General features: G+C 56.0%; 19 protein-coding genes. 7 read left to right on the top strand and 12 right to left on the bottom strand.

Annotation, left to right across the window (positions count from 1 at the left end; genetic code table 11):
• Window positions 1–1488 precede the first annotated feature (1488 nt).
• The gene (gene rng, locus ACU6HM_RS11695; RefSeq protein WP_009461688.1) at window positions 1489–2952 is read left to right on the top strand and encodes a ribonuclease G; all 1464 of its coding nucleotides are present in this window, start codon (window positions 1489–1491) and stop codon (window positions 2950–2952) included.
• 175 nt (window positions 2953–3127) lie between these two features.
• On the opposite strand, the gene ACU6HM_RS11690 is transcribed toward rng, so the two are convergent.
• The 3 genes from ACU6HM_RS11690 to msbA form a co-directional block, all read right to left on the bottom strand.
• Window positions 3128–3607: an AAA family ATPase gene (locus tag ACU6HM_RS11690; protein WP_238441682.1), complete on the bottom strand. Its 480-nt coding sequence runs from the start codon at window positions 3605–3607 to the stop codon at window positions 3128–3130.
• Window positions 3608–3793: 186 nt separating this feature from the next.
• Entirely contained in the window at window positions 3794–4252 is a 459-nt protein-coding gene (locus ACU6HM_RS11685; RefSeq protein WP_009461686.1) for a hypothetical protein, read from the bottom strand.
• A 30-nt stretch (window positions 4253–4282) separates the two neighbouring features.
• Entirely contained in the window at window positions 4283–6076 is a 1794-nt protein-coding gene (msbA, locus tag ACU6HM_RS11680) for a lipid A export permease/ATP-binding protein MsbA (protein WP_009461684.1), read from the bottom strand.
• A gap of 147 nt (window positions 6077–6223) precedes the next feature.
• Here msbA and ACU6HM_RS11675 point away from each other — a divergent pair, with 147 nt between their 5' ends.
• From ACU6HM_RS11675 to ACU6HM_RS11665, 3 genes are read left to right on the top strand one after another with little or no spacing between them, the layout of a single operon-like run.
• A complete protein-coding gene (locus ACU6HM_RS11675) occupies window positions 6224–7129 on the top strand; it encodes a glycosyltransferase family 9 protein (protein ID WP_035270695.1) in 906 nt (301 codons plus the stop codon).
• Window positions 7126–7890, top strand: coding sequence for a YdcF family protein (locus ACU6HM_RS11670; RefSeq protein WP_009461680.1), 765 nt, complete (start codon window positions 7126–7128; stop codon window positions 7888–7890). The genes ACU6HM_RS11675 and ACU6HM_RS11670 overlap by 4 nt, the downstream gene beginning before the upstream one ends.
• Window positions 7887–8153 (top strand): YkgJ family cysteine cluster protein, encoded by a 267-nt coding sequence (locus ACU6HM_RS11665; RefSeq protein ID WP_203144973.1) that lies wholly within the window; start codon window positions 7887–7889, stop codon window positions 8151–8153. The genes ACU6HM_RS11670 and ACU6HM_RS11665 overlap by 4 nt, the downstream gene beginning before the upstream one ends.
• A 67-nt stretch (window positions 8154–8220) precedes the next feature.
• Here ACU6HM_RS11665 and ACU6HM_RS11660 read toward each other — a convergent pair whose 3' ends face one another.
• The 8 genes from ACU6HM_RS11660 to hrpA all read right to left on the bottom strand — a co-directional run bounded on the left by ACU6HM_RS11660 (window position 8221) and on the right by hrpA (window position 21577).
• Window positions 8221–9336 (bottom strand): glycosyltransferase family 4 protein, encoded by a 1116-nt coding sequence (locus ACU6HM_RS11660; protein ID WP_035270697.1) that lies wholly within the window; start codon window positions 9334–9336, stop codon window positions 8221–8223.
• 158 nt (window positions 9337–9494) lie between these two features.
• Window positions 9495–10679: a glycosyltransferase family 4 protein gene (locus ACU6HM_RS11655; protein WP_446763832.1), complete on the bottom strand. Its 1185-nt coding sequence runs from the start codon at window positions 10677–10679 to the stop codon at window positions 9495–9497.
• Window positions 10676–11392 (bottom strand): polysaccharide deacetylase family protein, encoded by a 717-nt coding sequence (locus ACU6HM_RS11650; protein WP_009461672.1) that lies wholly within the window; start codon window positions 11390–11392, stop codon window positions 10676–10678. The genes ACU6HM_RS11655 and ACU6HM_RS11650 overlap by 4 nt, the downstream gene beginning before the upstream one ends.
• A gap of 33 nt (window positions 11393–11425) precedes the next feature.
• Window positions 11426–12232 carry a glycosyltransferase family 2 protein gene (locus ACU6HM_RS11645; RefSeq protein ID WP_446763831.1) on the bottom strand — a complete coding sequence of 269 codons (807 nt, stop codon included), beginning with the start codon at window positions 12230–12232 and terminating at the stop codon, window positions 11426–11428.
• Entirely contained in the window at window positions 12205–13047 is an 843-nt protein-coding gene (locus tag ACU6HM_RS11640) for a polysaccharide deacetylase family protein (protein WP_022983576.1), read from the bottom strand. Before ACU6HM_RS11640 ends, ACU6HM_RS11645 begins: the two co-directional genes overlap by 28 nt.
• Window positions 13044–14150, bottom strand: a complete 1107-nt coding sequence (locus ACU6HM_RS11635) for a glycosyltransferase family 4 protein (RefSeq protein ID WP_446763830.1) — start codon at window positions 14148–14150, stop codon at window positions 13044–13046. The genes ACU6HM_RS11640 and ACU6HM_RS11635 overlap by 4 nt, the downstream gene beginning before the upstream one ends.
• Window positions 14147–17623, bottom strand: coding sequence for a DNA polymerase III subunit alpha (gene dnaE, locus ACU6HM_RS11630; RefSeq protein WP_446763829.1), 3477 nt, complete (start codon window positions 17621–17623; stop codon window positions 14147–14149). The genes ACU6HM_RS11635 and dnaE overlap by 4 nt, the downstream gene beginning before the upstream one ends.
• A gap of 162 nt (window positions 17624–17785) precedes the next feature.
• A complete protein-coding gene (gene hrpA, locus ACU6HM_RS11625) occupies window positions 17786–21577 on the bottom strand; it encodes an ATP-dependent RNA helicase HrpA (RefSeq protein WP_035270709.1) in 3792 nt (1263 codons plus the stop codon).
• A 72-nt stretch (window positions 21578–21649) separates the two neighbouring features.
• On the opposite strand from hrpA, the gene argA reads away from it, so the two are divergent.
• From argA to ACU6HM_RS11610, 3 genes are all read left to right on the top strand, one after another.
• The gene (gene argA / locus ACU6HM_RS11620; protein WP_009461662.1) at window positions 21650–23005 is read left to right on the top strand and encodes an amino-acid N-acetyltransferase; all 1356 of its coding nucleotides are present in this window, start codon (window positions 21650–21652) and stop codon (window positions 23003–23005) included.
• A gap of 70 nt (window positions 23006–23075) precedes the next feature.
• Window positions 23076–23348, top strand: coding sequence for an oxidative damage protection protein (locus tag ACU6HM_RS11615; RefSeq protein ID WP_009461661.1), 273 nt, complete (start codon window positions 23076–23078; stop codon window positions 23346–23348).
• Between the two features lie 368 nt (window positions 23349–23716).
• Window positions 23717–25003 (top strand): EAL domain-containing protein, encoded by a 1287-nt coding sequence (locus ACU6HM_RS11610; protein ID WP_250756917.1) that lies wholly within the window; start codon window positions 23717–23719, stop codon window positions 25001–25003.
• A 61-nt stretch (window positions 25004–25064) separates the two neighbouring features.
• Here the strand turns inward: ACU6HM_RS11610 and phoU are convergent, their stop codons facing one another.
• Window positions 25065–25799 (bottom strand): phosphate signaling complex protein PhoU, encoded by a 735-nt coding sequence (gene phoU / locus ACU6HM_RS11605; protein WP_009461659.1) that lies wholly within the window; start codon window positions 25797–25799, stop codon window positions 25065–25067.
• Window positions 25800–25876: the final 77 nt, after the last annotated feature.

Here is a 25876-nt window from a genome sequence, read left to right as displayed (position 1 = left end):
CGAAGGGTTCGACTCGCTCATTCCAAGCGCCCACACTTATCGGCTGTTAATTGTTAAAGAGCAGTGACAGTTGCCTGTCGTTCTACTGACTAACCCGGCTGGCTCGTCGCGCTTGGCGCTTCGTGCCTTGCTGTGTTAGCAGCAGAGAAACGAGATTATGAAGCAGATCAGGTAGTGTGTCAAGCGTTTTTTTGAAGAAGTTAGAAAGTTTTAAAACCGTCTAACTTATCCCGCTTAAACCAGAACTTTCGTTCTTTCTTACCTACTGAACAATCAACCGTGAGGTTAACTATCCAACTTCACAAACAAGGGTAAATTCTCAAAACCGTTTCAACCTGCAAAACCGCTTAAAAACTTAACGTTGCATTCTCTGGAGCAGAACCTAGAACTTTAACACAGAATTTTCTGATTTGTCAAGCTCCGGGTTTTACACCCTGTCAGTTTCCTGACCAGTCATTCAAGCTTCGGTGCGGGCCTTTTGGCCAAGGCGGTGAAACTTGTCTAACTGCTCTCTGCGGCGCTTCGGGGAAAACCCTGTGTGCTGCAGCGAGAAAAGAACTATAGCACGAGGATTTTCCGCTTTGCAAGCGTTCTATGGGATTTTCCTAGGTATTTCAGGAGAGAAACCGCCAAAAAAAACCTTAGCTCATTGATAACTATGAAGAATAACTATAAAAATATTTTTTAGCTTATTTCGACTTTTTGCCTTCAGGCAGGAGGCTTCAAGCTTCTTCAGAGCAAAACACGAACAGAAAGCTATTTTCCTCACGGAAATTCGTTAAATCATCTCCCCCGTTCTCTGACAACTCCTCCCTCTATCCTCTTCTATATAGATAGAAGAAAAACTCCCTCCAAAGAACAGTCGCCAGTCGATGGGTTGGTTGGTTGGTTGGTTGGTTGGTTGGTTGGTTGGTTGGTTGGTTGGTTGGTTGGTTGGTTGGTTGGTTGGTTGCTGGATGGATAGATGGCGGACAAAAGAACGGCCACACGAACACTGCATCGGCCCTGTGCCTTCAACCAACAGTGTCTATATATAGATAACGAATTGAATGGCCTCCAAGATCGAGCATTATGCAGGGCTGCTAGCCACTCGGGGCCCCGGGACCGGGTGTTGGGGCGAGTCAGAGTACTTGCCGCAGTCGGAGTCACAATCGGGGATGCAAGCAGTCTGCTGTTTGAGCCCAAAGTTTGTGATTGGTCCAGGGGACCAATCACTGGGCGAGTTCAGACTGCGCCCCGATTGTGACCCCGACAAGGGGACCGGCGCATTGCGCCGGCAAGTAGTCCGCCCCAACACCCGGACCCGGGGCCTCGAGTGGCGACCTACATAGAGCGGCTAGCACCATAAACCTCCCCAAGCAGTCTCCAAAACAAAGACAAGCGAAGCATTCATCCTCCCTAAACTCTCTATATAGTCATAAAGGCATAGCAGCCTCACCGACTTGGCCCTACACTAGCCCGGAACAGATATTCCTGAGCGAAATTACTATGCATGAAGACATCCTGATTAACGTCACTCCGTTTGAAACCCGTGTTGCCCTGGTCGAGCAAGGTGCTGTCCAGGAAATTCATATCGAGCGCAGCATCCAACGCGGTTATGTGGGGAACGTCTATCTGGGAAAGGTGGCACGGGTTTTGCCCGGCATGCAAAGTGCCTTCATTGATATTGGCCTGGAACGCGCGGCGTTTATCCATGTCGCGGACTTACGCCAGAATCGCACCGAGCGTAATCAGGGTAGTCCCACCACGCCGATTGAAAAGCTCTTGTACGAAGGTCAGTCTCTATTAGTACAAGTCATCAAGGATCCTTTGGGTACCAAGGGTGCTCGTGTATCAACACAAATCAGTATTGCGGGCCGCATGTTGGTGTATCTGCCTTTTGATCCTCATATTGGCGTATCGCAACGGATTGGTTCGGATGCAGACCGGATCGAGCTGCGCGAGCGTGTCAGTCGTCTTATGCCCAAGGATGAGAAAGGCGGTTTCATCGTACGGACTCAGGCCGAATGCGCGACGGATGAAGAGATCAGTGCAGACCAGCAGTATCTGCGTACTTTGTGGACACGTATTCAGGAACGTATCCGCGAGCAAGGCGCCCCCTCTGTGCTTTATACGGACTTGAGCCTGGCGCAACGTGTTTTACGCGATATGGTGACGCCCAACACCCAATCCATCATCGTGGACTCACGCACCGTCGTGCAGGAGATGAAGGAGTGGGCACAGATTTACACGCCCTCGGTGCTTGAGCGCATCAGTCACCACAAAGGCAGTCGCGCTCTGTTTGATACAGCCCATGTGGATGAAGAAATCAATCGCGCCCTGTCGCGTCGGGTAGATTTGAAGTCCGGCGGCTATTTGATTATCGATCAGACCGAAGCACTCACTACGGTGGATGTGAATACCGGCGGTTTCGTCGGTGGTCGCAACTTTGACGACACGATCTTCAAAACAAACCTGGAAGCAGCGATTGCCCTGGCCCGCCAGCTGCGTCTGCGCAATCTGGGTGGCATCATCATCCTGGACTTTATTGATATGGACGACCCTGCTCACCGGGAGTCTGTCTTGCAGGAGCTGCAAAAAGCGCTGGCCAAAGACCGCACTCGCGTGACGATCAATGGCTTTAGTCAATTAGGTCTGGTGGAAATGACGCGCAAACGTACGCGTGACTCTTTGGCGCACCAACTATGCGAGCCCTGCCCCACCTGCCAATCGCGAGGTTCCGTCCGCACGGCCCGCACAGTCTGCTATGAAATCTTGCGCGAGGTCCTGCGCGAAGCCAAACAATTCAATCCCAAAGAATTTCGTATTTTGGCGGCTCAAGAGGTCGTGGACCTGTTTCTGGAAGAAGAAAGCCAGCACCTGGCCGTGGCGGGCGACTTTATTGGCAAACCTATTTCTCTGGAAGTAGATCCACACTACTCCCAGGAACAGTACGACATTATTTTGCTGTAATTGGTCAGCATTGGGGTTGGCTGAGTAGCCAATCCCCTACATAAGCTCTTGTACGGCAAGGTCTGCTGCGTGCTCGGACACGCTCCTACACCCGCAAAGTTCAGGCACAGATACAAGCAAACCAGCAAACATCTTCTGGCATGCGGCAACTAGCAGCAGAAAAACACGCCCCGGCTTATTCGCTGATCTGATGGCGGATGATATGAAAGCCCTCTGACTCCTGAGGTGCCACAAAGTAAGAGCTGAACAAATCAAACTGCGCTTCGGTCGTCTCAAAGGGATGCTCACCACTGGCATTACGGGCATGCAAACGTGCTTTGCACAGTTCATCTGCCACATCCAGATAATGCAGTTCATGAGCCACAGCCGATTTTTCAATCAGCTCCCGCGCCCAAGCGCGTGTTGCCAAGGTATTGGACGGAAAATCCAGCACTACAGACATCCCAGCCTGCAACAAAGCAGCAATATGCGGTGCCATGGCCGCCCGCAACTGCGCTGAACAGCGCGCGTAATCTTCCAAAGACGCAATTTGACCGGGGTATACGTTAGCCAGCCAGAAATCTTCGCTGATTAGCACGGTCTTGGGCTGCTCGGACAGCTTTTTAGCAAGGGTGGATTTACCCGCCGCAATCTTGCCGCAAATCAGATAAAGCATCGCTGCTGTCGAGGCTGTCTGTCTGACTGGGGGTGTAGAGGCAAGATCCATAATCATCTCTGTTCATTGAGAGGGACTGAAAACAATAAACCCGCCTGAAAAAGCGGGTCACGAGCAGGACAGATTTGTCCTGCGATCAGGGCGCCTCATGTGCTGAGCGAGTTGCCCAGCACAAAGCTTGGACACTTACAGCGGCGCAACCGGTACAAAATCATCCTCGGGCAGCACTTCTTTTGGTGCATCGTCCGGGTTGCACACACCTGGAGCACGAATTGAAGTGAAGATCTCCTGAATCTCTCGCTTCACATCAGCGCGGTAAGCGTAAACCTTTGCGTCTACCCAACCCTTTTGCATCATGGTCAGATCGATCAGGATACTTTTATCCCAGCCCGCCCCCGGTTCCAGTTCGTAGCGCAAAGTGCCGTAGCTGGCCTGGCGCTCATCCATTTTGAAAACCGCTGCTTTGCCACACTCGGCCTGATGCTTGAACAAGGCACGCTGAATACCCACAAAGTCCGTATTGATGCGGCGCTCCGTCTTGAAATAGCTGGGACGACGCAAATCCTGTTCTCGCAGTTCCGCACCCTGCTTGGCACACCCTGCCAACACAGCCAGCCCGGCCAGCGCAAGAATGATTTTCTTCATGATGTTCCTTATCGTGCAGCCCCAGGCTGCTTATTCGTTGAACTGAAACTGCATTTGGTAGAAACCGGCGTACACACCGTTGCGGGCCAGCAATTCGTCGTGACGGCCCTGCTCAATAATCCGCCCTTCGTCCAGCACCAGGATTTGATCCGCATTTTGTACGGTAGACAGACGATGCGCAATCACCAAGGTACTGCGGCCCTTCATCAAGGTCTCCAGCGACATCTGAACCTGACGCTCGGACTCATTATCCAGAGCCGAGGTGGCCTCATCCAGAATCAGAATGGGAGCATTTTTAATCAAGGCACGGGCGATGGCCAGACGCTGACGCTGGCCACCAGACAGGGAATTGGCATTCTCGCCCACCATCGTATCCAGACCTTGTGGCAAGCCTTCCACGAACTCGCGCAGATTGGCTGCCTCCAGCGCTTCCCAGATACGCTCCGGCGTAACATCGGCTCCCGCACCATAGGCCACGTTTTGACCAATCGTCGCCTCAAACAGCACCACATCCTGGCTAACCAAAGAAATCTGGCTACGCAAGCTACGCAAGGTCAGCTCTTCGGAGGGAATGCCATCTACCCGCACTTGCCCACTGCTAGGAATCAAGAAACGCGGCAACATATTGGCCAGTGTGGTCTTGCCACTACCGGAACGGCCAACCAGGGCAATGGTCTGGCCGGGCTGCACCGCAAAACTGACCTCGGACAAGGTATCGCGATGCGCGTTGGGGAAACGATGTGACACCGAGTCGAACTCGATATGACCATGCACAGGCTGCGTGAACTCTCGAGTCCCGGTATCGGGCTCCGGGTCCTGATCAACCAGCTTGAAGACACTTTCTGCCGCCACCAGCATGCGCTGCATCGTGCCGGTGATATTGGTCAAACGCTTGATAGGATCAAAAATCTGTCCCAGGGCAGCCATGAAAGCGGCAAAGCTACCGATAGTCAGCGTGCCGGTATTGGCCTGGTAAAGAGCGACAAAAATCACTCCGGCCACGGCAATCGACACAAACAACTGTGTAATAGGCGACAGAGCGGCATCCGCAGAAGCTGCACGCATGGCGAAGCGGCGCAGGCGCGCATTCACATACATGAAACGGGTGTTTTCGCGCTCGTAGCCATCAAACAGCTTGATGACACGTTGGGCATCGATAGCTTCACTGACCACACGAGTCAGCTCGGCATTCATGTTCACGGTATCGCGGTTGATGCGGCGCAGGCGACGCGACACCAGTTTGGCCACAAAGACCGAGGCGGGCATGACCAGAAACACGATCACGGTCAATTGCCAGGACATGTAAAGCAGAACACCCAACAAGGCGATCACGGTCAAGGTTTCACGCACTACGACGGTGACCACCTCGGTGGCCACGCCAGTCATGGTGCCGGCATCAATCGTGAAGCGGTTCAGCAAACGGCCAGTATCCCCCTGCTTGAACTCCGAATCGGACAATCCCAGCAAGCGGGAGAACATGTCACCACGTAAAGTCAGCAACATTTTGTTGGCGATCCAGGCAAACAAATAAGAACTGCCGTAACTGGTCACGCCGCGCACAAACATCAGCCCGATCACCGCCAGCGGGATGGACCACATATAGTCCGGATTGGCACCCGTAAAGCCATCATCCAGCAAAGGCTTCATGATCACCGCCAGCACTGGCTGGGTAGCTGAGGAGATGCTGACCAGGATCAGCGCCAGCACCGCCACCTTCCAATAAGGCAGCAAACGGCTATAAATGCGCTTCCAGAGATCGGATTTGACAGGATCGTGCCCAGCAGGCTTGATTTTGGTTTCTATGGCGTTGGACAACGAGGACACCCTATATACTATCTAATTGTGTTTATTCTAACGCTCATTGCCTGAGTCGAGCGCCTCCGCACTTGTTGGTTCTGCCTAGTTGTCCTGTTCATGTCTGATCCCTCTGCCCTTTATTTACGATTGCCTAATTGGCTAGGCGATGTATGCATGAGCCTGCCGTGTTTACAGGCTCTGCTGGATACCGGTTTGCCCGTCGTGGTTTGCGCCCGTCCCTGGGCCCGCGAACTGCTGTCGGCTTACCCCTTGCATGGCTTCATCCCCATGAGCAGCCACTGGCACCAGGATGCCAAGGCCATACGCCGTTATCGTCGCCAGCACGGCCATCGCCAAGCGTATGGCCTGCTGCTGCCCGATTCGCTGAGCAGTGCCCTCAGCTTCAAACTGGCAGGTCTGCCAGCCTGCGGTTACCGGGACGATGGCCGTAGCCTTTTATTACGATGGCCGTTAAATAAGCCGCAAAAGCAGTTGCATGCGGTGCAATCCTGGTTCTATATTGTTCAGCAGGCTTTGGCGCTGTGGAAATTGAACCCGGCGCCTGAACAAGCCCCAGCCACCCTGGATTTGACGCTCAGCCCCCTGCAACGGCAAGAAGGCGACAACAGTCTACGCCAAGCCGCCCTGCGCCCCGGTGACTATATTCTGATCGCCCCTACCGCAACGGGACTGCACAAAGGCCGCGTCAAAGTCTGGCCGTATTTCGACCAACTGACCCGCCATCTGCAAGCCCAAGGCAAAACCGTCATTATGTGCCCCCCGCCCAACGAGCATGAGGCTGCCCTGCAAAATGCGCCCAGCGCACGTTGCCTGCCGCCCCTGCCTTTAGGAGCGTTTGCGCGGCTTTGCCAACAGGCGCAGTGGGTTATTTGCAATGACTCTGGCGTCTCCCATGTCGCGGCAGCCATCAAGGCCCAGCAGCTGACCTTATGTGGCGTCACCAACCCTGAAGACACCGGTCCCTGGTCGCCACGGGCGATTTGCCTGGGGCGCGATGGCCAATGGCCAACGCTGGACGAGGTGGTGCAAGTGCTGGAGTCAGAGCGGGAGCACCCATGAATGTATCGAGCATCCTGACCAGCCTGGTCATTCCGCTGAATTTGTTTGCCGCCCTACTACTTGTGGCGGTGCTGCTCTTTATCTTGCGCCTGCGCAAAACCGCCGCCGCTCTGGCCTTGGCCGGACTGCTCTGGACCGGCGCCTGGTCCCTGCCTGCCACCAGTCTGTATGCGGGCGGTTATCTGGAAAAAATGTATCCCTATCAGCCGGCTGAGCAGGTAACGCAAGCCGATGCCATTGTGGTTCTGGGCGGCCACACCGCTCAAAACCGCAGCAATTGGTTCTTGCCCCAAACAGCACAGAAAACATCGGCGCGGGTAGAACGAGCGGCCGATCTGTATAAAGCGGGCCGTGCACCTTACATTGTCTTGTCGGGAGCCGCGCTGGACGGCGGCATCAGTGAAGCCAAGGTCATGGCCAACACCCTGACTAATCTGGATGTGCCCGCCTCGGCCACACTGATGGAAAACGAAAGCCTGACCACCCAGCAAAATGGTGCATACACCGCCCAGCTACTGCAAGAAAAGCAGGCCAAGAAAGTCTTGTTGGTAACCTCTGCCCTGCACATGCCGCGCGCCATGGCAATTTTCCGCAAGCAAGGGGTCGATGTCATTGCGGCTGGTGCCGCCCCACAGCTAACGGTTCCGAACAGCCCCGAGTTTTCCATGTGGAAACCCAATCTGATGGCCCTGCAATCCAGCCGCTCCATCATCAAGGAATATGTCGGGATTCTGGTGTACTGGTCCCGAGGCTGGGCATGATTTGCCGTTCTGAATGTGGGGCCTGCTGTATCGCCCCCTCTATCTCCAGTCCTATCCCCGGCATGCCCCACGGCAAGCCTGCGGGTGTGCCTTGCGTTCAGCTGGACGAACAGCTACGTTGTCGGATTTTTGGCCAACCCGAACGCCCTGCCTGTTGCTCGGGCTTGCAAGCCTCGCCGGAAATGTGTGGGGAAAAGCGGGAAGATGCCTTGATCTGGCTGACGGAGCTGGAAACACTCACTGCTCCGTCCCTCAACAACTAAGCATAAAAAAAGCGTTCTGAAATACACTCAGAACGCTTTTTACTACAGGCTTGGCCTGCACCTGACTTTATAGCGCCCGCGCCTTCAAATAGGCCTGATAGGTATCCACCGAAAAACGCTGCGCATCAAAACGGTTTTCTGCGCGCTGCCTGGCACGCTTGCCCACGGTATGCAAGCAGTACTTCTGACATAACATGTCTCGGACATGCGCCTCAATGGCTGCCACGTCTCCACAAGGCACCACCCAACCCTCATGCAAATGCTCGATGCTTTCCGGTAAACCACCCGCATTGGAGATCAAGACGGGCAGCCCCAAAGCCAAGGATTCGTAGCACGCGTACGAGGCCGACTCTTTGTATGAAAGCACAAACCCCACATCACAGGCAGCCAGGATCGACCGCACATCCTTAACCAAGCCGGGGAAAACCAATTGTTCGGCACAGCCCAAAGCCTGCACTTGCTCCCGAACAGCCTGCGCAGGTGGATCACCTGCTACCACAATCCGAACGCGCTGCTTGAGTTCCGGCTCCAGACGGGACACTGCTTCAACCAGCAGCAACCAACCTTTTTCCAGATCCGTGCCACCCACTGAGCCCAGCACCAAACTGTTCTCTGCCAAATCAGCGCCGAAAAGTGCTTGGCGTGCAGCCTGCTTTTCCTGCGCGGAAACCGGGGAATAATGCTCCAAGTCCAGACCGTGATAAATCCGCTCAACGTTGCAACGCCGATAATCAGAATTGGCGAGTTGGCGGGCAACATAATCGCTGACAGCAATGCAAAGATCAGTCCCAAAGCGCGCCCGCAAACGGTTACCCATGCTGTGTAGGCGCTTGGTATTGTGTTTGGTCCAGATAATAACGGGAGGATTCGACAAGGTTTTGCAGGCGATCATGACATGACGATGATCGGTACTGCCATTGCAATGCACGATATCGAAGGCTTCGCGCTGCAAAAAACGGCGCAGGTTCCAGATTTCCGACAAGGCCGTCCCGATACGGGCGGTATACAGGCCTGGCAACACTCTTACACCGGGTATCTGCGACGCTTCCCGATACAGTCGGCCCGTTGCCGGTGCCGCCAGAGTGAATTCACACTGATGGGCCAAACCGCGCAACAAACCCAGAATATAGGTGACATGGCCACCGCCATTACCATGGTGAATATCAGTGATCAGGACCTTCAAAACTCGCTCCGTCAGCGGCTGTGAATGACAGACAAATACTCAGATCGAGCATCTACAGGCCACAAAGTGTATCCGCTATTGCGTAAGCTGAACAATGACTGAACAGCAGTTTTGACGATTTAATCTCGGTAAAAGAGAAAACCTGGCTGCACCTGCCTTTAATCTTGGCGGCGAAGCAACACTTTTTGATACAGGTCCTGATAGCGAGTCGCGACGGCAGGCCAGCTGAATTGCACCAATAACTCACGCGAGTTCTCGATCAGATTCCTGGCCATGGCCGGGTCCTTGCTGATTTTCTCAATCGCCCGAGCCAGTTCCTGAGCATCCTCCGGATGGCTGAGCAGCAATGCGTGATAGCCGCCCTGCACATATTGGGCAAAGCCGCACCACGGAGCCGGGCTCAGGACAACCGGCAAGCCATAGGACATGGCTTCCAGCGGTGCCATGCCAAAGCTGTCATTCAGGGTGGGATGCACGTAAATATCGGCAGCGCGATAAAAAGGTTCGACGTTAGAGGTTTCACCCTGCAGGATAACGCGATCCTGCATATTCAGAGCCTGAAGCTGCTGGCGTATCTGGTCACGCAAACCCGGCTTTCCGCCCACCACCAGCAATCGATAATGGGAAGGCAGTTTCGCCAAGGCTTCCAGCACCGTATTCAAGCCTTTACGCAGCGGATTACGAGCCACCAACAGACAGACAACCTGATCGTTCGTAAAACCCAAAGACTCGCGAACCTGGGTGCGCTCCTGGCCTTGGGCATCGGCTTGCGGCAAGGCCACACCGGGAGCAATGACGGGATAGTCGTGCACGCTGCCATAAGCTTGCTGCAATTGTTCGGCAATCAGGCCCGAAACGGCGACTACGGCATGAGGGCCGGGGCGCAAACGGCGTTTTTCCAGGCCCAGATACCCCCAGACCCTGGGGCTGAAGTAAGAGCCCAGTTTTTTCAACAAAGGCAAAGGCCGCACGCGCCAGTTAAACCGCACGGGGGTGACATGCACTACTTCCACGTCCCCGCACCAGCCGTTCATGTGCGAGTGCACAATATCAAAACCTTGCGCCGTGGCCTTGGCGGCCTGACGGGCAAACAGGATGCCGCGTATCCAGCCCGGCCAATGCGACCAATGTCGAATAGGCACATAGGCCAGCTTCAAATCACAGCGACTGTCATATTCGCGCGCAAACACAGTGATTTCGTGTTTTTCGGCCAGCTCGCGCATCAGCTCCACCCCATACGCTTCAGCGCCGCCAAAGCGGTTACCGAAACGGTCGACCACAAAAGCGATGCGCAGGCGCTCGGGAATCGCAGCGGGAAGATCGCGGGTTTGATCTGAGCTCATGAGCGGGAAACCGTACGACGCTTGTCTTCCAGGCGTGTCACGCACTTTTGCACGAAGCGCAAAATATTGGTGGAACGCGAGACCGTCACACGGGGCAAGTCAAACAAATCATCGTCTGAACGAGCCAGACCGCGATTGGTCGTGGTGGCATTCAGATAACCAGCCTGACGCACCTGTTCACGAATAGCCTGATTCTGATCGCCATAGGGATAGCAAAACGCGCTGACTTCCACTTGCAGCACGTCCTGCAGCTCTGCCTTGGATTGCGCGATCTGGTAATGGGCAATTTCCGAGGACACATCGGTCAGATGCACATGGTCCAGCGTATGCGAACCGGCTTCATGACCGGCGTTCACCCAGGCGCGCAGTTCTGGCAAGGACATCAGACCGGAATGCGGCACTCCTTTGGGCTGGTCCCAGAAGTTCGAACCGTCCAGATGCCGCGCCACAATGTAATTGGTCGCCGTAAAGCCCAATTCATCCAGCACCGGCATGGCGTTCTGAAAGACGTTACGGTAGCCATCATCAAAGCTGATCCCCACAACCTTGCCCTGCTTTTCACCCCGCAGGTACGGCATCAGTTGCGCCATGGATAAACCACGGTAACCCAAGCGCTTGAGCCAAGTCATCTGGCGCCGAAAATCAGTAGGATGCACGGTCAAACCACGGTAAGGCGAGCCCTTGGGAGCAGGCACCCCGACCTGGTGGTACATAAGAATCGGAATCATAGGCGGCATTATAAGGGGCTAATCAGACTTCTGACGGGTGTAATACCACAGCTTACTATATCGAAACAGGCTGCCAGAAGCGGCCATACACGCCAGAATGAAGCCTTGCGGGCCATCCAGGAAACCCCGTCGAACAATATAGTGACGCACAAAAGTCCAACTGGCATGGCCAGCAATGCCCGGCAGGCTGGTGGTCTTGCCCTTGGCCTGCATTTGACGGGCCGCATCCGAGGAATAACGGTTGATCTTGTCGATAAAGACTTCAAGGCTGGCGTAGGGGTAATGCAGAAAATGCCCATCCAAGATCAGGACTGGATGCTCGGTCTGCACGCTTTCATGGACTTTGGCGTCGTTAAAGCGGGCTGTACCACGCTTGAACAGTCGTAATACCCGGTCTGGCCACCAACCGCTATGGCGCATCCAGCGGCCAGCGAACTCTGACAGGCGGGCAATCCGGTAAGCCGTACCACGCGGCTGGATCATTTCCTGCTGAATCAGTTGTGCAAGCTCGGGCGTAACGCGCTCGTCCGCGTCAATGGACAGCACCCACTCGCCCGTGGCCTGATCCAGTGCCCGATTCTTCTGCGGCCCAAAACCGGGCCAATCCGGGGTGACCGTCACGTTCGCTCCCATGGAACGGGCGATTTCCACCGTCTCATCCGTACTGCCCGAGTCCACCACAATAATCTCATCCGCAAAGGCAACGGATTCCAGGCAGGCACGAATATGCGCCTGCTCGTTTTTCGTGATCAGGATAACGGACAGGCGCTTGCCAGAACTCGACGCGGCGCTTTGCCCTACTTCTGTCGTTGACGACGACGCCATGCTTTCCACCTGTTGAAAATCGGACCGATCACGGGATGTACCGCAACATTCAGCCTGCGTCCTACCGATACGCCCGTCGTGTCACGCACGGCGAAACGATAAATGTGCAAAGGATCGCTACCAGGCTGGTTGGAGCCGAAGGCGCGCGTTGTATACAGATAGCGGAAACCGGCTTGCTGGGCGACCTGCACATAATCAGGATCAAAATAGCCTTGCGGCCAACACAGCTGGTCAGAGACCATACCCATATTGGCCTTCAAGGTCTGACGGGATTGCTCCAGTTCCCAACGCATCTTGTCGTTCTTTTGATCGCGCTGTTCGCTCAGGTCCCAGCGAGTATGGGTATGAGTATGACTGTGGAACTCGAACACACCATCAGCCTGCATGGCGTGGATTTCACTCCAGCGCAAAATCACCTCGTCGCTACGACCTTGCTCGATACGCGCTTCACATTCACGATGATCCGGGCATTCGGGCACGTCCTGGCCCTGGCCCAGATAAGGGCGCACAGGCCCCTCATTGATCCAGCTTGTCACCAGGAAAATCACAGCATTGAAGCCATATTTTTTCAACAAGGGATAAGCGTAGACCCAGTTATCCAGGTAGCCGTCATCAAAGGTAATCAGTACCGATTTGGGCGGTACGCCCTGCCCTTGCAGATGGCCTACAAATTGCTCGGTTGTCAGGCTGGTCCAGCCGTTTTTCTTCAACCATTGCAAATGCTGCTCGAAATGCTCGGGACTGGCATTGATCATGCCCCCTTCCGGGGTGACATGGTGGTACATCATGACGGGCACGGTGCTTGCCACTTTCATCCCTGAAGCTCCTTTAACCAAGCATAATAAGCGCCTTCCAGCCGGTCGCCCATGGCAACCGGGGTAAAGCGCTCGTCGCTACGACAAAACAGGCGCCCTGCGGCTCCCATTTCCTGACGCAACTCCGTGCTCCGGATCATTTTTTCCAAGGCGGCACGCCACTGCTCCGGGTCGTGCAAATCCGCCAGCAAACCGCTGCGGCCTTCTTGCATCATCTCCGGGACCCCGCCAACGCGACTGCCCAGCACAGGAATGCCGGCGCTTCCAGCCTCCACAAAAACAGTGCCCGACGCTTCCATATGGGTCGCCAAGGCAAAAATATCCAGATTGGGCAGAATCGAGGGCACATCTGCACGAGCGCCCAGCATATGAATCCGCCCTTGCAGGCCCAGCTCCGCGATCAAGGCCTGCAACTGTTCATAGCCCGGAGAGCCGCCCCCCACCAGCACCAAGTGCAAGTGAGGGTAGCGATCAAATAAAGGCTGCATGGCGGCGATCAGTTCATGATGGCCTTTTTCGCGCCGCAATACGGCAACGCAACCTACCAGCAAGGTATCAGACGCCAAACCCAACTGGGCACGCAAATCCAGGAGGGGCGCTGAATCAATCACGCTGGGATCGACACAGGGATAGACCACCCGAACATGCCCAGGTTTCACGCCCCGCTCGATCAGGTGATCGCGCACATAATCGCTGGGCGTAATCACCCGTTTGGGCACGATGGTGTAAGACATCAAGGAGCCCACTTTCTTGGCCAGATGGCGCGTACGCACAATCAAGGGGGTTCCCGCCAGGCGCCCGGCCACACCGGCCAGCATGGTGTCACGGCGGCTATGGCTGTTCAGCACATCAAACTGACCTTGGCGCAAGACCCGACGCAACTGGCGCACACCGCGCATGTAATTGGCCGGGCCATCCATCAACAGGGTATGAACCACAAAACCCTCGTCGCGCAGGCGCTCGGTCAACTGGGCGTGGGGTTGGCAGGCGGCCTCCACCTGATGCCCCCTTTCGCGCAAGATGCGCATGGCTCGCAGGATGTAGTTTTCCTGACCACCAAAGCTGGTGGCAGCTTCCGAGTGCAGAATGCGCAAGGGCCTCATCGGTAGCTGATCTCCACCTCGCGCGTGGCGTCCCAGCCTTCCAGCTGCTCCAGCAGGGAATCCGCCAGACGAACACGCCACTGCGGGCCCAACTGCACCACGCACTCATAATCGGGACGCAGCAGTTGTACCTCGACCGGCACCCCGCCCTGCTCCTGGGCACAGTGTGGTGCCAACAAGGTTTGCAGACGCTGTGCGTCGGCATTATTGTTCAGGCCGATGCTCAGGCAACTGGCACGGGCTTCACGGGCCAGCTGCAAGTCAAAAATAGCATCAGCATTGATACGCAAGCCGCCGGTGTAATCGTCGTTGCTGACCTTGCCCTGGATGATGATCAACTGGTCTTCTTTCAGACGCTGGCGATGCTCTTCAAACAGCTCATTGAAGATGGCCACTTCCAGCTGCGCCGAGCCGTCATCCAGCATGGCGTAAAGCATCTTGCCGCGACGTGTCATGCGTACACGCACCGCTGACAGCACACCGGCAAACCACTGCGGACTACGCGACGCTTCCAAACGTGCCAACGGTGTCGGTGCAAAACGGCGGACCTCATCACGCCAGGCGTCAAACAAATGGCCGCTGAAGTAAAAGCCCAGTGCCGTCTTTTCCTGACGCAAGCGATCTTGAAGGCTCCAGGGAGCCACTTTCGCAACCTCGCCTTCCACAATATCGTTGGAGTCGTCATCAAACAGCGAAGACTGGTTGGCGCTACGTTCGGCCTGTTCGGCAGCTTCGGTAGCGGCACCGATACTGGCCAACAAAGCGGCGCGGTTTTCATCAATCGTGTCAAAAGCGCCGGCACGCACCAAGGCTTCAATGGTGCGCTTGTTCACCTGATGGCGGTCTACACGACGGCAGAAATCAAACAGACTGGTGAAAGGACCGCCTTGCTTGCGAGCATCCACAATCGCTTCAACCGCAGCCTGACCGGTACCCTTCACGGCGCCCAGACCATAGCGCATGGTGCGTGGCGGCAAGCCTTTTTCCGTATAGCTATCCTGCACAGGCTCAAAGCGATAGTTGGACGCATTGATATCTGGCGGCAAGACTTCCACGCCATTGGCCAGCGCATCTTTCCAGAAAATCTGGACCTTGTCGGTATCGTCCATATCGGACAACAAAGTCGCGGCCAGGAACTCGGCCGGATGGTGGGCTTTGAGCCAGGCCGTCTGATAGGCAATGAGAGCATAAGCAGCAGAGTGACTCTTGTTAAAGCCATAGCCCGCAAACTTTTCCATCAGGTCAAACAGCTTGACCGCCAATTCAGGGTCGTGGCCTTTCTTGACCGCCCCTTCCTCAAACAGAACCCGGTGCTTGGCCATCTCCTCGGGCTTTTTCTTGCCCATGGCACGGCGCAGCAAGTCGGCACCACCCAGCGAGTAGCCACCGATAATCTGCGAGATCAGCATCACCTGTTCCTGGTAGACGATGACTCCGTAGGTGCTGCTCAAGGTGCTTTCCAGATCCGGGTGGAAGTAATCGACCTCGGCTCGACCGTGTTTACGGTTCACGAAGTCCACCACCATGCCCGACTCCAGCGGCCCCGGACGATACAGGGCCAGCATGGCGATAATGTCTTCAAAAGTGGAAGGCCGCAGACTGCGCAGCAGCTCCTTCATCCCACGCGATTCCAGCTGGAACACCGCTGTCGTATTACCTTCACACAACAGCTTGTAGGAGGCGTCGTCATCCAATGGCAAGGCCATGATGTCGAACTCGCGCTTGTCCGCATTGAACTGGCGTACATAGCGCACGGCCCAGTCCAGAATCGTCAGGTTACGCAGCCCCAGAAAGTCGAACTTGACCAGGCCGGCAGCCTCCACGTCGTCCTTGTCGTATTGCGACACGGCGTTGGCGTCCGGGCCAGACTGGGCATACAGCGGGCAAAAATCGATCAATTTGCCGGGTGCAATCAAGACCCCCCCGGCGTGCATGCCCACACTACGGGTCAGGCCTTCCAAGGGACGGGCCAGATCGATCAGGGCTTTGACTTCCTCGTCGTTCTCGTAACGCTCGCGAAAGGCCGGCTCATCGGCCAGCGCACGTTCCAGCGTCCAGGGATCGGCGGGGTTGAAAGGAATCAGTTTGGACAAGCCATCGCACAGGCTGTAAGGCAATTCCAGCACACGGCCTACGTCGCGCACCACGGCTTTTGCGCCCAGAGTACCGAACGTGGCGATCTGGCTGACGGCCTGACGGCCATATTTCTGTTTAACGTAATCAATAACACGTTCGCGGTTGTCCTGACAAAAGTCCACGTCAAAGTCAGGCATGGATACCCGCTCGGGGTTCAGGAAACGTTCGAACAGCAAGTCATAGCGCAAGGGATCCAGATCAGTAATCCCCATGCTGTAAGCCACCAGGGAACCCGCCCCCGAACCCCGGCCCGGCCCTACGGGCACGCCATTGTGCTTGCCCCAGTTAATGAAGTCCGCCACGATCAGGAAGTAGCCGGGAAAGCCCATGGAAATAATGGTGTTGCACTCCCACATCAAACGCTCTTCGTAGGTGGGGCGTTGCTTCTCGCGCTCCTCGGGGTCGGCATACAGCTGCTTCAAGCGGATTTCCAGACCATCTTTGGCCTGCTGAATCAGGAAGTCGCCCAGCGACATGCCATCGGGCGTGGGAAAATCGGGCAGATAGGGTTTGCCCAGTTCCAGCTCCAGGTTGCAACGCTTGGCAATTTCCAACGTGTTTTCCAGCGCAGCAGGAACGTCCGCAAAGCGCTGCTGCATTTCGTCCGAGCTTAGAAAATATTGCTCTTGCGTAAAACGCTTCACACGCTTGGGATTGGCCAACTGCTCGCCTTCGGCAATACATACCCGCACCTCATGCGCGCGGAAATCGTCGGGTGCAATAAATTGAATCGGGTGCGTCGCTACCACGGGCAGGTCCAGCTCCGCGGCCAAGCGCATGGCAGCTTGTACATACAGCTCGTCGCCGTCCGCACCGCTGCGTTGCAACTCAATATAGAAAGCGCCCGGGAACAGACTGTCCCAGTGGCGGGCGCAATCACGGGCCAAATCTAGATTGCCATCGGCCAGAGCCTGGCCTACATCACCCATACGAGCACCGGACAAGGCAATCAAGCCACTACATTCTTTCAGCCAGGCGCGCTGTACCTCTGCCCGCCCCTTGTACTGGTTGCCCAGCCAGGCGCGGGTCAGAATGTCACACAGGCTCAAGTAACCGGCCTCGTTTTGCACCAGCAATAACAAGCGCGACGGTTTTTCGCGGTCTTCCTCGTTTTGCAGCCAGATATCACAGCCCATGATGGCTTTCAGCCCGGCTTTACGCGCCGAGGTATAGAACTTGATCTGTCCAAACAAGTTGCACAAGTCCGTCAAAGCCAGTGCAGGCTGCCCATAGGCCTGCGCTTTCTTGATCATTTCGGGAATACGGGCGATGCCGTCCACCACGGAGAACTCCGAGTGGGATCGCAAATGGACAAAGGAAGGGGTGGTTTCGCTCATGATGGAATTGTACTGAAGCCTATGGACATTGTTGAGGCTGAAATGGCGCTACGGGTGAATACCTTGAAACGTATTGCAAGGCATTCAAACCCAAAGCACATGATCTGCAAGGGCGCATCCCAATGCCCAATATCGCCCTGCAGATCTCAAACGGCTACCGTCTTAGCGTTGCAGCGCCGCCCAGGCTTTTTCCAGACGCTTGACCGAAACCGGCATGGGGGTGCGTAACTCTTGCGCAAACAAGGACACGCGCAGTTCCTCCAGCATCCAGCGAAAATCCCGCAAACCGCTATCAGTCGCACCTTTCAGCGCGGCCACGGCACGCTGGTACTTGGTCAGCAGAACCGACATATCCTGCATCAGGCGTTGATCGCGAGCCGGATCGGCACGCAGCTTGTCCACCCGTGTTTGTACCGCTTTCAAGTAACGCGGCATATGCGCCAACTGCGCGTATTCATTGCTTTCCAGAAACAAGGTAGGCATCAAGGCGTTCAATTGCTGCTGTATGTCTTTCAAAGCCTCGGGGTGGGCCTTGATTTGCGCCAGTTTCTTCTGGGCGGCACTCCATTCAGTCAGAATCTGCCCGGCCAGACGCGCCACTTCCTGGGCCACCAGACCCAGACGGCTGCGGCCCTCCTGCACGCGAGCCTCGAACTCGGCCTGGTTCTTGGGCCAGGGCTCCATCATGCAGGACTGCTCCAGAGCCACATCAATAATCTGGTCACGCAATTGCTCCTGCGTCCCCAGATTGATGTACAGCATGCTGATACGAGTCAGGTCCGTAATGTTCTTTTCCAGAAAGCGCACCTGCTCGCGCAGGGCCAAACGGAACAAGCGGCGCAAACCCTGACGGTGCTGACGCTGGGCCTGGGCCGGGTCATCGAACACATCCAGATCGCAATGGGTTTTCTTGTCGATCAAGGCCGGGTAGCCAATAAAGCTGCGCCCCTTGCGTTTGATTTCCATCAGCTCGGGCAGTTCACCAAAGCTCCAGCTGGTCAGTTGCTCGTGATCCAGCACTTGCGCTACCTGTTCGTCGCTGGCGGCCATTTGCTGGAAGGAGGCCTGGGCCTGACGGCCATGCTCGGCCTTGAGCTGATCCAGATTGCGCCCGCCCGACAACATGCGGCCATGCTCGTCAATGACCCGGAAGTTCATGAACAAGTGCGTCGCCAGCGTCTCGGGCTTGAAGTCACTGCGCTGCGGCCTTTGCTTGAGCTGAGTCCACATATCCTGCGAAATGGCGTCAAGCAGGCTCATGCCCGGATCGGCTGCTTTTTCAAACCAGCGTTGGTGAAAAGCGGCAGCATAATCGGGCAGCGGCACACAATGGCGGCGGATGCGTTGCGGCAAGGATTTCAGCAAAGCCAGCACTTTTTCTTTCAGCATGCCGGGCACCAGCCACTCGCAACGCGCAGCGTCGATCTGGTTCAAGGCGAACAAGGGAACGCTCAAGGTAACCCCATCGCGCACCGAGCCCGGCTCGAAGTGATAATCCAGCGCCATCTTCACGCCCTGCCATTCAACGGAGCGCGGAAAGACCTCGGTGGTGATGCCGGCTGCGTCGTGCTGCATCAATTCGTCGCGGTTCAGCTCCAGGCCCTTGGCCTCTTCTTTGGACAAGCCCTTGAACCACTTTTCCAATGTGGCGGTCTGGTACACGTCCTTGGGAATGCGCTGATCGTAAAACGCGTAAATCAGTTCTTCGTCCACCAGAATATCGGGGCGGCGGGATTGGTGCTCCAAACGCTCTACCGCCTGTATCTGCTGACGGTTATGACGCAGGAAAGGCAGGTTGGAGTCGATCTCGCCTGGCACCAGAGCCTGGCGCAAGAACAACTCGCGTGCCTGCACCGGATCAATGCGGCCAAAGTGAATGCGACGGCCACTGTAAATCAGCAAGCCATACAAGGTAGCGCGCTCATTGGCCACTACCTGCCCGGCTTTCTTCTCCCAGCGCGGATCGCCCCAGGTTTTGCGCAGCAAATGGGCACCGACTTTTTCAATCCACTGCGGCTCGATACGCGCCACACAGCGGGCAAAGAGTCGCGTGGTTTCCATCAGCTCGCCCGCAAGTATCCAGCGGCCTGCTTTCTTGACCAGCTTGGAGCCGGGGTGAATCACAAAGCGCAATTCACGCGTACCTTGATAGACACCCGTTTCTTCACTCTTGTAGCCAATATTGCCGATCAAGCCCGTCAACAAGGCCAGATGCACCTGCTCATACGTGGCTGCCGAGGGGTTGGCGACCCAGCGCTGCTCCTGTACCAGACTGCGTAATTGAGTATGAACATCCCGCCATTCACGAATACGCAAAGGGGACAACAAAGCCTGTTTGACGCTATTGGCAAACTTGCGCTGCGAGCTTTGTTCCTGCGACAGCTCTTCCAACCAGTTCCACAGCTTTACATAGGACAGGAACTCGGACTTGTCGTCGTTGAAACGGGCATGGGCCTGATTGGCTGCTTCACGCTCATGGACAGGACGATCACGCGGATCTTGCACGGACATGGCCGAGGCCACGATCAGCATTTCCGTCAAACAATGATGTTCATGACCGGCCAGAATCATGCGGGCCACACGCGGGTCCACAGGCAGTTTGGCCAGGGAACGGCCTACCTTGGTCAGGCGCTGCTGTTCATCCAGCGCACCCAGCTCTTGCAGAATTTGATACCCATCGGCAATCGCACGGCCAGTGGGCGGCTCCACAAAGGGGAAGGTTTCCACATCGTCCAGATGCAAGGCCTTCATGCGCAAAATCACCGAGGCCAGCGAGGAGCGCAAAATCTCGGGATCCGTAAAGGGGGGGCGGCTCTTGAAATCCTGCTCGTCATACAGACGAATACAGATACCGGGGCCAATACGACCGCAACGCCCTGCCCGCTGGCTGGCCGAGGCCTGACTGATCGCTTCAATACGCAGTTGCTCGACCTTGTTGCGCCAGGAATAGCGCTTGATACGCGCCAGACCACTATCGACCACAAAGCGAATGCCGGGCACGGTCAGCGAGGTTTCTGCCACATTGGTCGCCAGCACCACACGGCGCGCATTGCCTTTGGGTCGGAAAATACGTTCCTGATCCGCCTGCGACAGACGCGCAAACAAGGGCAGGATCACGGTATTGATGGGCTTTTCTTTTTCCAGCGCCTCGGTGGCTTCACGGATTTCGCGCTCACCAGGCAGGAAGACCAGAATGTCGCCCGTACCATGCCGGGCACATTCCTGCACTGCATCCACAATGCCTTGCATCAGATCCCGCTCCTCCTCGGAGGCGGAACGGCGTTCTTCGGCATCGACCAAAGACGGGTCCAGAATCGGGCGGTACACAATATCGACGGGATACAGACGGCCCGACACTTCAATGACAGGCGCCTTCTTGCCCTTGTGGGCAAAGTGCTGCGCGAAACGTTCGGCATCAATTGTGGCCGAGGTAATAATCAGCTTCAGGTCCGGACGCCGTGGCAACAGTTGCTTTAAAAAACCCAGCAGAAAGTCGATGTTCAGACTGCGTTCATGGGCCTCGTCAATAATGATCGTGTCATAGCGGCTTAACAGGGGATCGCGCTGGGACTCGGCCAGCAAGATCCCGTCTGTCATCAATTTGATGGCCGAGCGCGGTCCGGTCTTGTCGTTAAAGCGGATTTGGTACCCTACCCAGTCACCAATCTCCGATTGCAGCTCCTGGGCAATACGCTTGGCGACCGACGTGGCGGCCAGACGGCGCGGCTGAGTATGACCAATAATCTTGCCCTGCAGGCCACGGCCCAGCTCCAGACAGATTTTGGGTAATTGGGTGGTTTTGCCCGAGCCGGTTTCACCACACACAATGACCACCTGATGGTCTTTGATCGCCTGCGCAATTTCGGCCCGTCGGGCGCTGACTGGCAGGTCATCAGGATAAGAAATTGTTGGTAAAGAGTGTGGGTTTTCAGTCAATTCGTCGGACTCGTGCATGAAAGGTAGTTTCTGGTACAGACATCATTATAATTTTGGCTTGAAACCATTTGGACGCAAAGATCCCCCGCAATGAACACAGACATCCCCGACTCGTACAACGCCATCGAACCACCTGATGAATCCCAGGCACAATTTGTGCGATGGTTCAGGGAAGTGGCGCCTTATGTACACGATTTTCGTGGCAAGACGTTCGTGGTGGCCTTTGGGGGCGAGCTCATCAACGATGGACTGCTCTACACCCTGATCCCGGATTTGTCGCTGCTGTCAGCACTGGGCATCAAGCTGGTGCTGGTGCATGGCTCCCGCCCCCAGGTCAATGAGCAACTGCGCCTGAAAGGCGAAACCACGCAATTTGGTCGCGGTACCGAGCCAACCAGTGCGGTCGCTCTGGAATGCGCCAAAGAAGCCGCTGGTGAAATTCGCCTGGATATTGAAGCCGCTTTCAGCCAGGGTTTGCCCAACACCCCCATGTCACATGCCCAGATTCGCATCATTTCGGGCAACTTTGTGACCGCGCGTCCGGTGGGCGTAATTGATGGCCTGGACTTCAAGCATTCTGGCGCGGTACGCAAACTGGACGTGGACGCCATGCGGCTGATCATGAGCCAAGGAGCGCTTATTCTACTCTCCCCATTGGGTTTTTCTCCAACTGGCGAGGCCTTTACCCTGGACATGGAAGATCTGGCCACCAGCACGGCCATCGCCCTGCGCGCTGAAAAGCTGATTTTCCTGACCCCGGAGCATATCGGGCACTCCAATAATCTGGATATCGATTCGGAGCTGGCCCGTGCCGATGCCGACTCCCTGCTGGCCTCGGGCAAGCTGGACGAGGACTGCTCCACCTTCCTGCGCTACGCCTCGCAAGCCGTCAAACGCGGTATTGCCCGTGCGCACCTGGTGCCCTACAAGCAGGACGGCAGCATTTTGCTGGAGATCTTCACCCACGATGGGGTGGGCACCATGGTGGTGGAAGACACACTGGACGATTTGCGCCCGGCCAATCTGGACGATGTGGGTGCAATCGTGCAACTGATCGAACCCCTTGAAATTGACGGCACCCTGGTCCCCCGTGGCCGTTCGGTCATCGAGCGCGAGGTGGAGCAGTTCACGGTTTTGGAGCACGACGGCATTATTTACGGCTGTGTGGCATTAATTCCGTACGAAGAAGAAAGCATGGCCGAAATGGCCTGTCTCATCGTGCACCCGGAATGGCAAGGCTCGGGCGAAGGTGAAATTCTCTTGCGCCATACCGAAGCCAAGGCCCGTGCGGCCGGCTTCAAGCGTCTGTTTGTGCTGACTACCCGCACGTCTCACTGGTTTATCAAGCGTGGCTTTGTACAAGGTGGTGTGTCCGATCTGCCCAAGGGCAAGCAGTCGCATTACAACCGTTCGCGCAACAGCATGGTCTTTATTAAAAAGCTGTAAGCCGGTTTGACCCTCCTGCGCCCCTAAGTACAATACGCCCATCCAAGCATTTGATTGAAAAGGAACACATATGGCACGCATGATTCACTGTGTGAAGCTGAAACAGGAAGCCGAGGGCCTGGAGTTTCCCCCCTACCCCGGCGAGCTGGGCACCAAGATCTGGCACTCGATTTCCAAACAGGCCTGGGCCAACTGGATGGACGTGCAAACCCGTCTGGTGAACGAGAACCGCCTGAACCTGGCCGACGCCCGTGCCCGCACGTATTTGAAAGAACAGATGGAGCAATATCTGTTTGAAGACAAGGACGTGGAAGCCGACGGTTTTACCGCCCCTTCCGCTTAAGTCCCGATTCAGGACACGCACCCAAACCCCGGAGCATTACCATCGTGCTCCGGGGTTTCTTTATTTCTGCCCCCGACTCCCCCGCCTTTCCCCGCATTCCTATCAAATAGCCCCGCCTTCAACACGCAGCCAAAACGTAATTGAATGAAACGCTGCGCGACAAGTTAGTTTCAGACTGGTCAAAAATCAAAAGAAATGGGATTTTTCTACAGTTACCTGAAGCCCTAAGGCACAAAATCACGGCTGGCCTTGATGCGCATACAGTGCCCAAGCCACACCGGCCCATCACGTGTCCATGTCTGAGCAGCCTTGCGCCGAGCCCTGCACAGCACCGCCGCTTACTGCTTTACCCACAGGAAAAGAAGTTCATGTGCCGCCTAGACCTACCCGAGATTGACCAGTACTCCACTCACTTGCGCCTGTGGCTGGTCAACCTGAGCTATTTGGAGGCTTTGTATGGGCCGCAGTTTCATGCTTTTGTGCTGGATACCGTGCAGCAAAGGCTGCTGGACTGTGGGCTGACTGCCAATGAAATCTTTATCCGGGGAGATTTTGTCCTGATTGCTTTGAAGCAGTTGGGCAAGCAACACCGCTTTCAGCGTACCCATCCCAATGCCCTGGCCCAATTGCTGGGTGCGGCACTGGAGTGTGACCCCATCACCCAGGATGAGCACCGCATCTACCTGCACACCCAGATGGCTTACCACTACGATAGCCGTCAGTACGACACGAATCAGCTCCACCCTCCCGCTCCCAACCCCTGCTCTCATAATCATCCAGCCACGCTGGCCGCCTGGCACAAAGTTTGGGCCAAGACGTACCGGGACGATATGAGTCTGGCAGTTCGCATGCTGGATGATTTACAAAATGGGCTGCTGGCCCTGGCCTTTCAGCCCATCTATCACCTGGGTGAAAAACACAAGAACAAGGACTTTTATGAAGAAGCCTTGATTCGTCACTGTGGCACGGCGGATTACTCTTTACCCGAGGCCATCGCCGCTCTGGAGCGATTAGGTCTGGTGTCCCGGCTGGATCGCAGTGTCTTGGGCAGTGTGGTAGAGCTGCTCAGTACAAAACCTGGTCTTTGTCTGGGAGTGAATATCTCCGCAGGCTCCCTGCAGGACGATTTGTGGTGGCAGGATCTGTTCAGCTATCTGGACAGTCGCCCGGATGTGGCCCAGCGCCTGATTCTGGAGGTGACGGAAACCGGCACCATCGCCCACAAGCCCACGGCGCTGCGCCTGATTGCCCAACTGCAAAACCTGGGGGTACGGATTGCTCTGGACGACACGGGATCGGGCAATAGCACCCTCGCCTTTCTGGTGCAGACCCATGCCGACATTATCAAAATTGACCGCTCGATCTTGCTGCGGGCACGCAGCCCCGGTCAGCCAGCCCATTTGCTGCGCAATCTGGTCAATGTCTGCGCCGATTACAGCCCCTACGTGATCATCGAAGGTGTCGAGGACGAGGCTGATCTGGAGTTTGTGCGCCAGTCCGGTGCGCACGGCGTACAGGGCTATCTGCTGGCCTTGCCAACGCTGACCCCGCCCTGGTGGGACTCGGCAGTGTTGATAACGGTGCAGGATGCGGTCCTGCTACGTACCCAGTTCTATCCTGACCAAGCCCCCAAAGGCTACGGTTTTGGTTTTTGAAAAGCAAACAAGCCTTGCATGACACCATGCAAGGCTTGCAGCAAGAAGGCCCGGGTCGGAATCAGGCTTTGTCTTCGGATTCCGGTTCTGGCAAGGGTTCACCACGTGCAGTACGCTCGGTGTTTTTCACACCGGTGTGACGCACGTCGTCACCACGCACCATGTAGATCACGCGTTCAGCCATGTTCTTGGCGTGGTCGCCAATACGCTCCAGCGCACGGGCGATAAAGATCAGATCAATGGAGTGCGAAATCGTGCGTGGATCTTCAATCATGTAAGTGATGATGTGACGCAGCGAACCCTTCCACTCACGATCCACTTCCTTGTCGCTACGCACAATCTGTGCTGCGTGTACGGCATCCTGGCGCGCAAAGGCGTCCAGCACATCGTTGATCATGCCAGCGACTGAGGAGCTCATGTGACGCAGTTCCACCACGGGCTCGTAGCCAGCGGTACCTTCGTGCAGACGGCGAGCCATCTTGGCGATGCGCTCGGCCTCGTCCCCGCAGCGTTCCATATCGGTCAGCATTTTGGAGATGGACAGCAGCATGCGCAGGTCAATGGCAGTGGGCTGATTACGGGCGATCAGGTTGGTGATGCGCTCGTCAATCTCCACTTCCAGGCGGTTGATTTCTTTTTCACGCTCGCGAACCTGGTCAACCAGCGACATATCCCCGGTTTGCAGGGCTTCGGTCGCACTGCGAACCATAGATTCAACAATACCGCCCATCTGCAAGAACAGCGAACGGGTGGCCTCCAGATCGGAGTGAAACTGCTTATTGGTATGTTCGTTCATAGTGGCCTTCTGTAACAGCAAAATGGCTCGCGCCAGCGCTTAATCCGTGCATAGATTAAGCACCGATTATGACAGAG

This window comes from Alcaligenes sp. RM2 (assembly GCF_052931795.1).
Note: the sequence above shows the minus strand (reverse complement) of the source record. Positions and strands in the feature narration are given on the sequence as shown.

Coding starts and splice junctions, on each gene's coding strand:
- rng (WP_009461688.1), top strand. CDS start 1,489: ATGCATGAAGACATCCTGATTAACGTCACTCCGTTTGAAACCCGTGTT.
- ACU6HM_RS11665 (WP_203144973.1), top strand. CDS start 7,887: ATGATTTGCCGTTCTGAATGTGGGGCCTGCTGTATCGCCCCCTCTATC.
- ACU6HM_RS11615 (WP_009461661.1), top strand. CDS start 23,076: ATGGCACGCATGATTCACTGTGTGAAGCTGAAACAGGAAGCCGAGGGC.
- ACU6HM_RS11685 (WP_009461686.1), bottom strand. CDS start 4,252: ATGAAGAAAATCATTCTTGCGCTGGCCGGGCTGGCTGTGTTGGCAGGG.
- ACU6HM_RS11690 (WP_238441682.1), bottom strand. CDS start 3,607: ATGCTTTATCTGATTTGCGGCAAGATTGCGGCGGGTAAATCCACCCTT.
- ACU6HM_RS11645 (WP_446763831.1), bottom strand. CDS start 12,232: ATGGCGTCGTCGTCAACGACAGAAGTAGGGCAAAGCGCCGCGTCGAGT.
- ACU6HM_RS11610 (WP_250756917.1), top strand. CDS start 23,717: ATGTGCCGCCTAGACCTACCCGAGATTGACCAGTACTCCACTCACTTG.
- ACU6HM_RS11670 (WP_009461680.1), top strand. CDS start 7,126: ATGAATGTATCGAGCATCCTGACCAGCCTGGTCATTCCGCTGAATTTG.
- ACU6HM_RS11640 (WP_022983576.1), bottom strand. CDS start 13,047: ATGAAAGTGGCAAGCACCGTGCCCGTCATGATGTACCACCATGTCACC.
- argA (WP_009461662.1), top strand. CDS start 21,650: ATGAACACAGACATCCCCGACTCGTACAACGCCATCGAACCACCTGAT.
- ACU6HM_RS11635 (WP_446763830.1), bottom strand. CDS start 14,150: ATGAGGCCCTTGCGCATTCTGCACTCGGAAGCTGCCACCAGCTTTGGT.
- ACU6HM_RS11655 (WP_446763832.1), bottom strand. CDS start 10,679: ATGAGCTCAGATCAAACCCGCGATCTTCCCGCTGCGATTCCCGAGCGC.
- dnaE (WP_446763829.1), bottom strand. CDS start 17,623: ATGAGCGAAACCACCCCTTCCTTTGTCCATTTGCGATCCCACTCGGAG.
- ACU6HM_RS11650 (WP_009461672.1), bottom strand. CDS start 11,392: ATGTACCACCAGGTCGGGGTGCCTGCTCCCAAGGGCTCGCCTTACCGT.
- phoU (WP_009461659.1), bottom strand. CDS start 25,799: ATGAACGAACATACCAATAAGCAGTTTCACTCCGATCTGGAGGCCACC.
- ACU6HM_RS11675 (WP_035270695.1), top strand. CDS start 6,224: ATGAGCCTGCCGTGTTTACAGGCTCTGCTGGATACCGGTTTGCCCGTC.
- hrpA (WP_035270709.1), bottom strand. CDS start 21,577: ATGCACGAGTCCGACGAATTGACTGAAAACCCACACTCTTTACCAACA.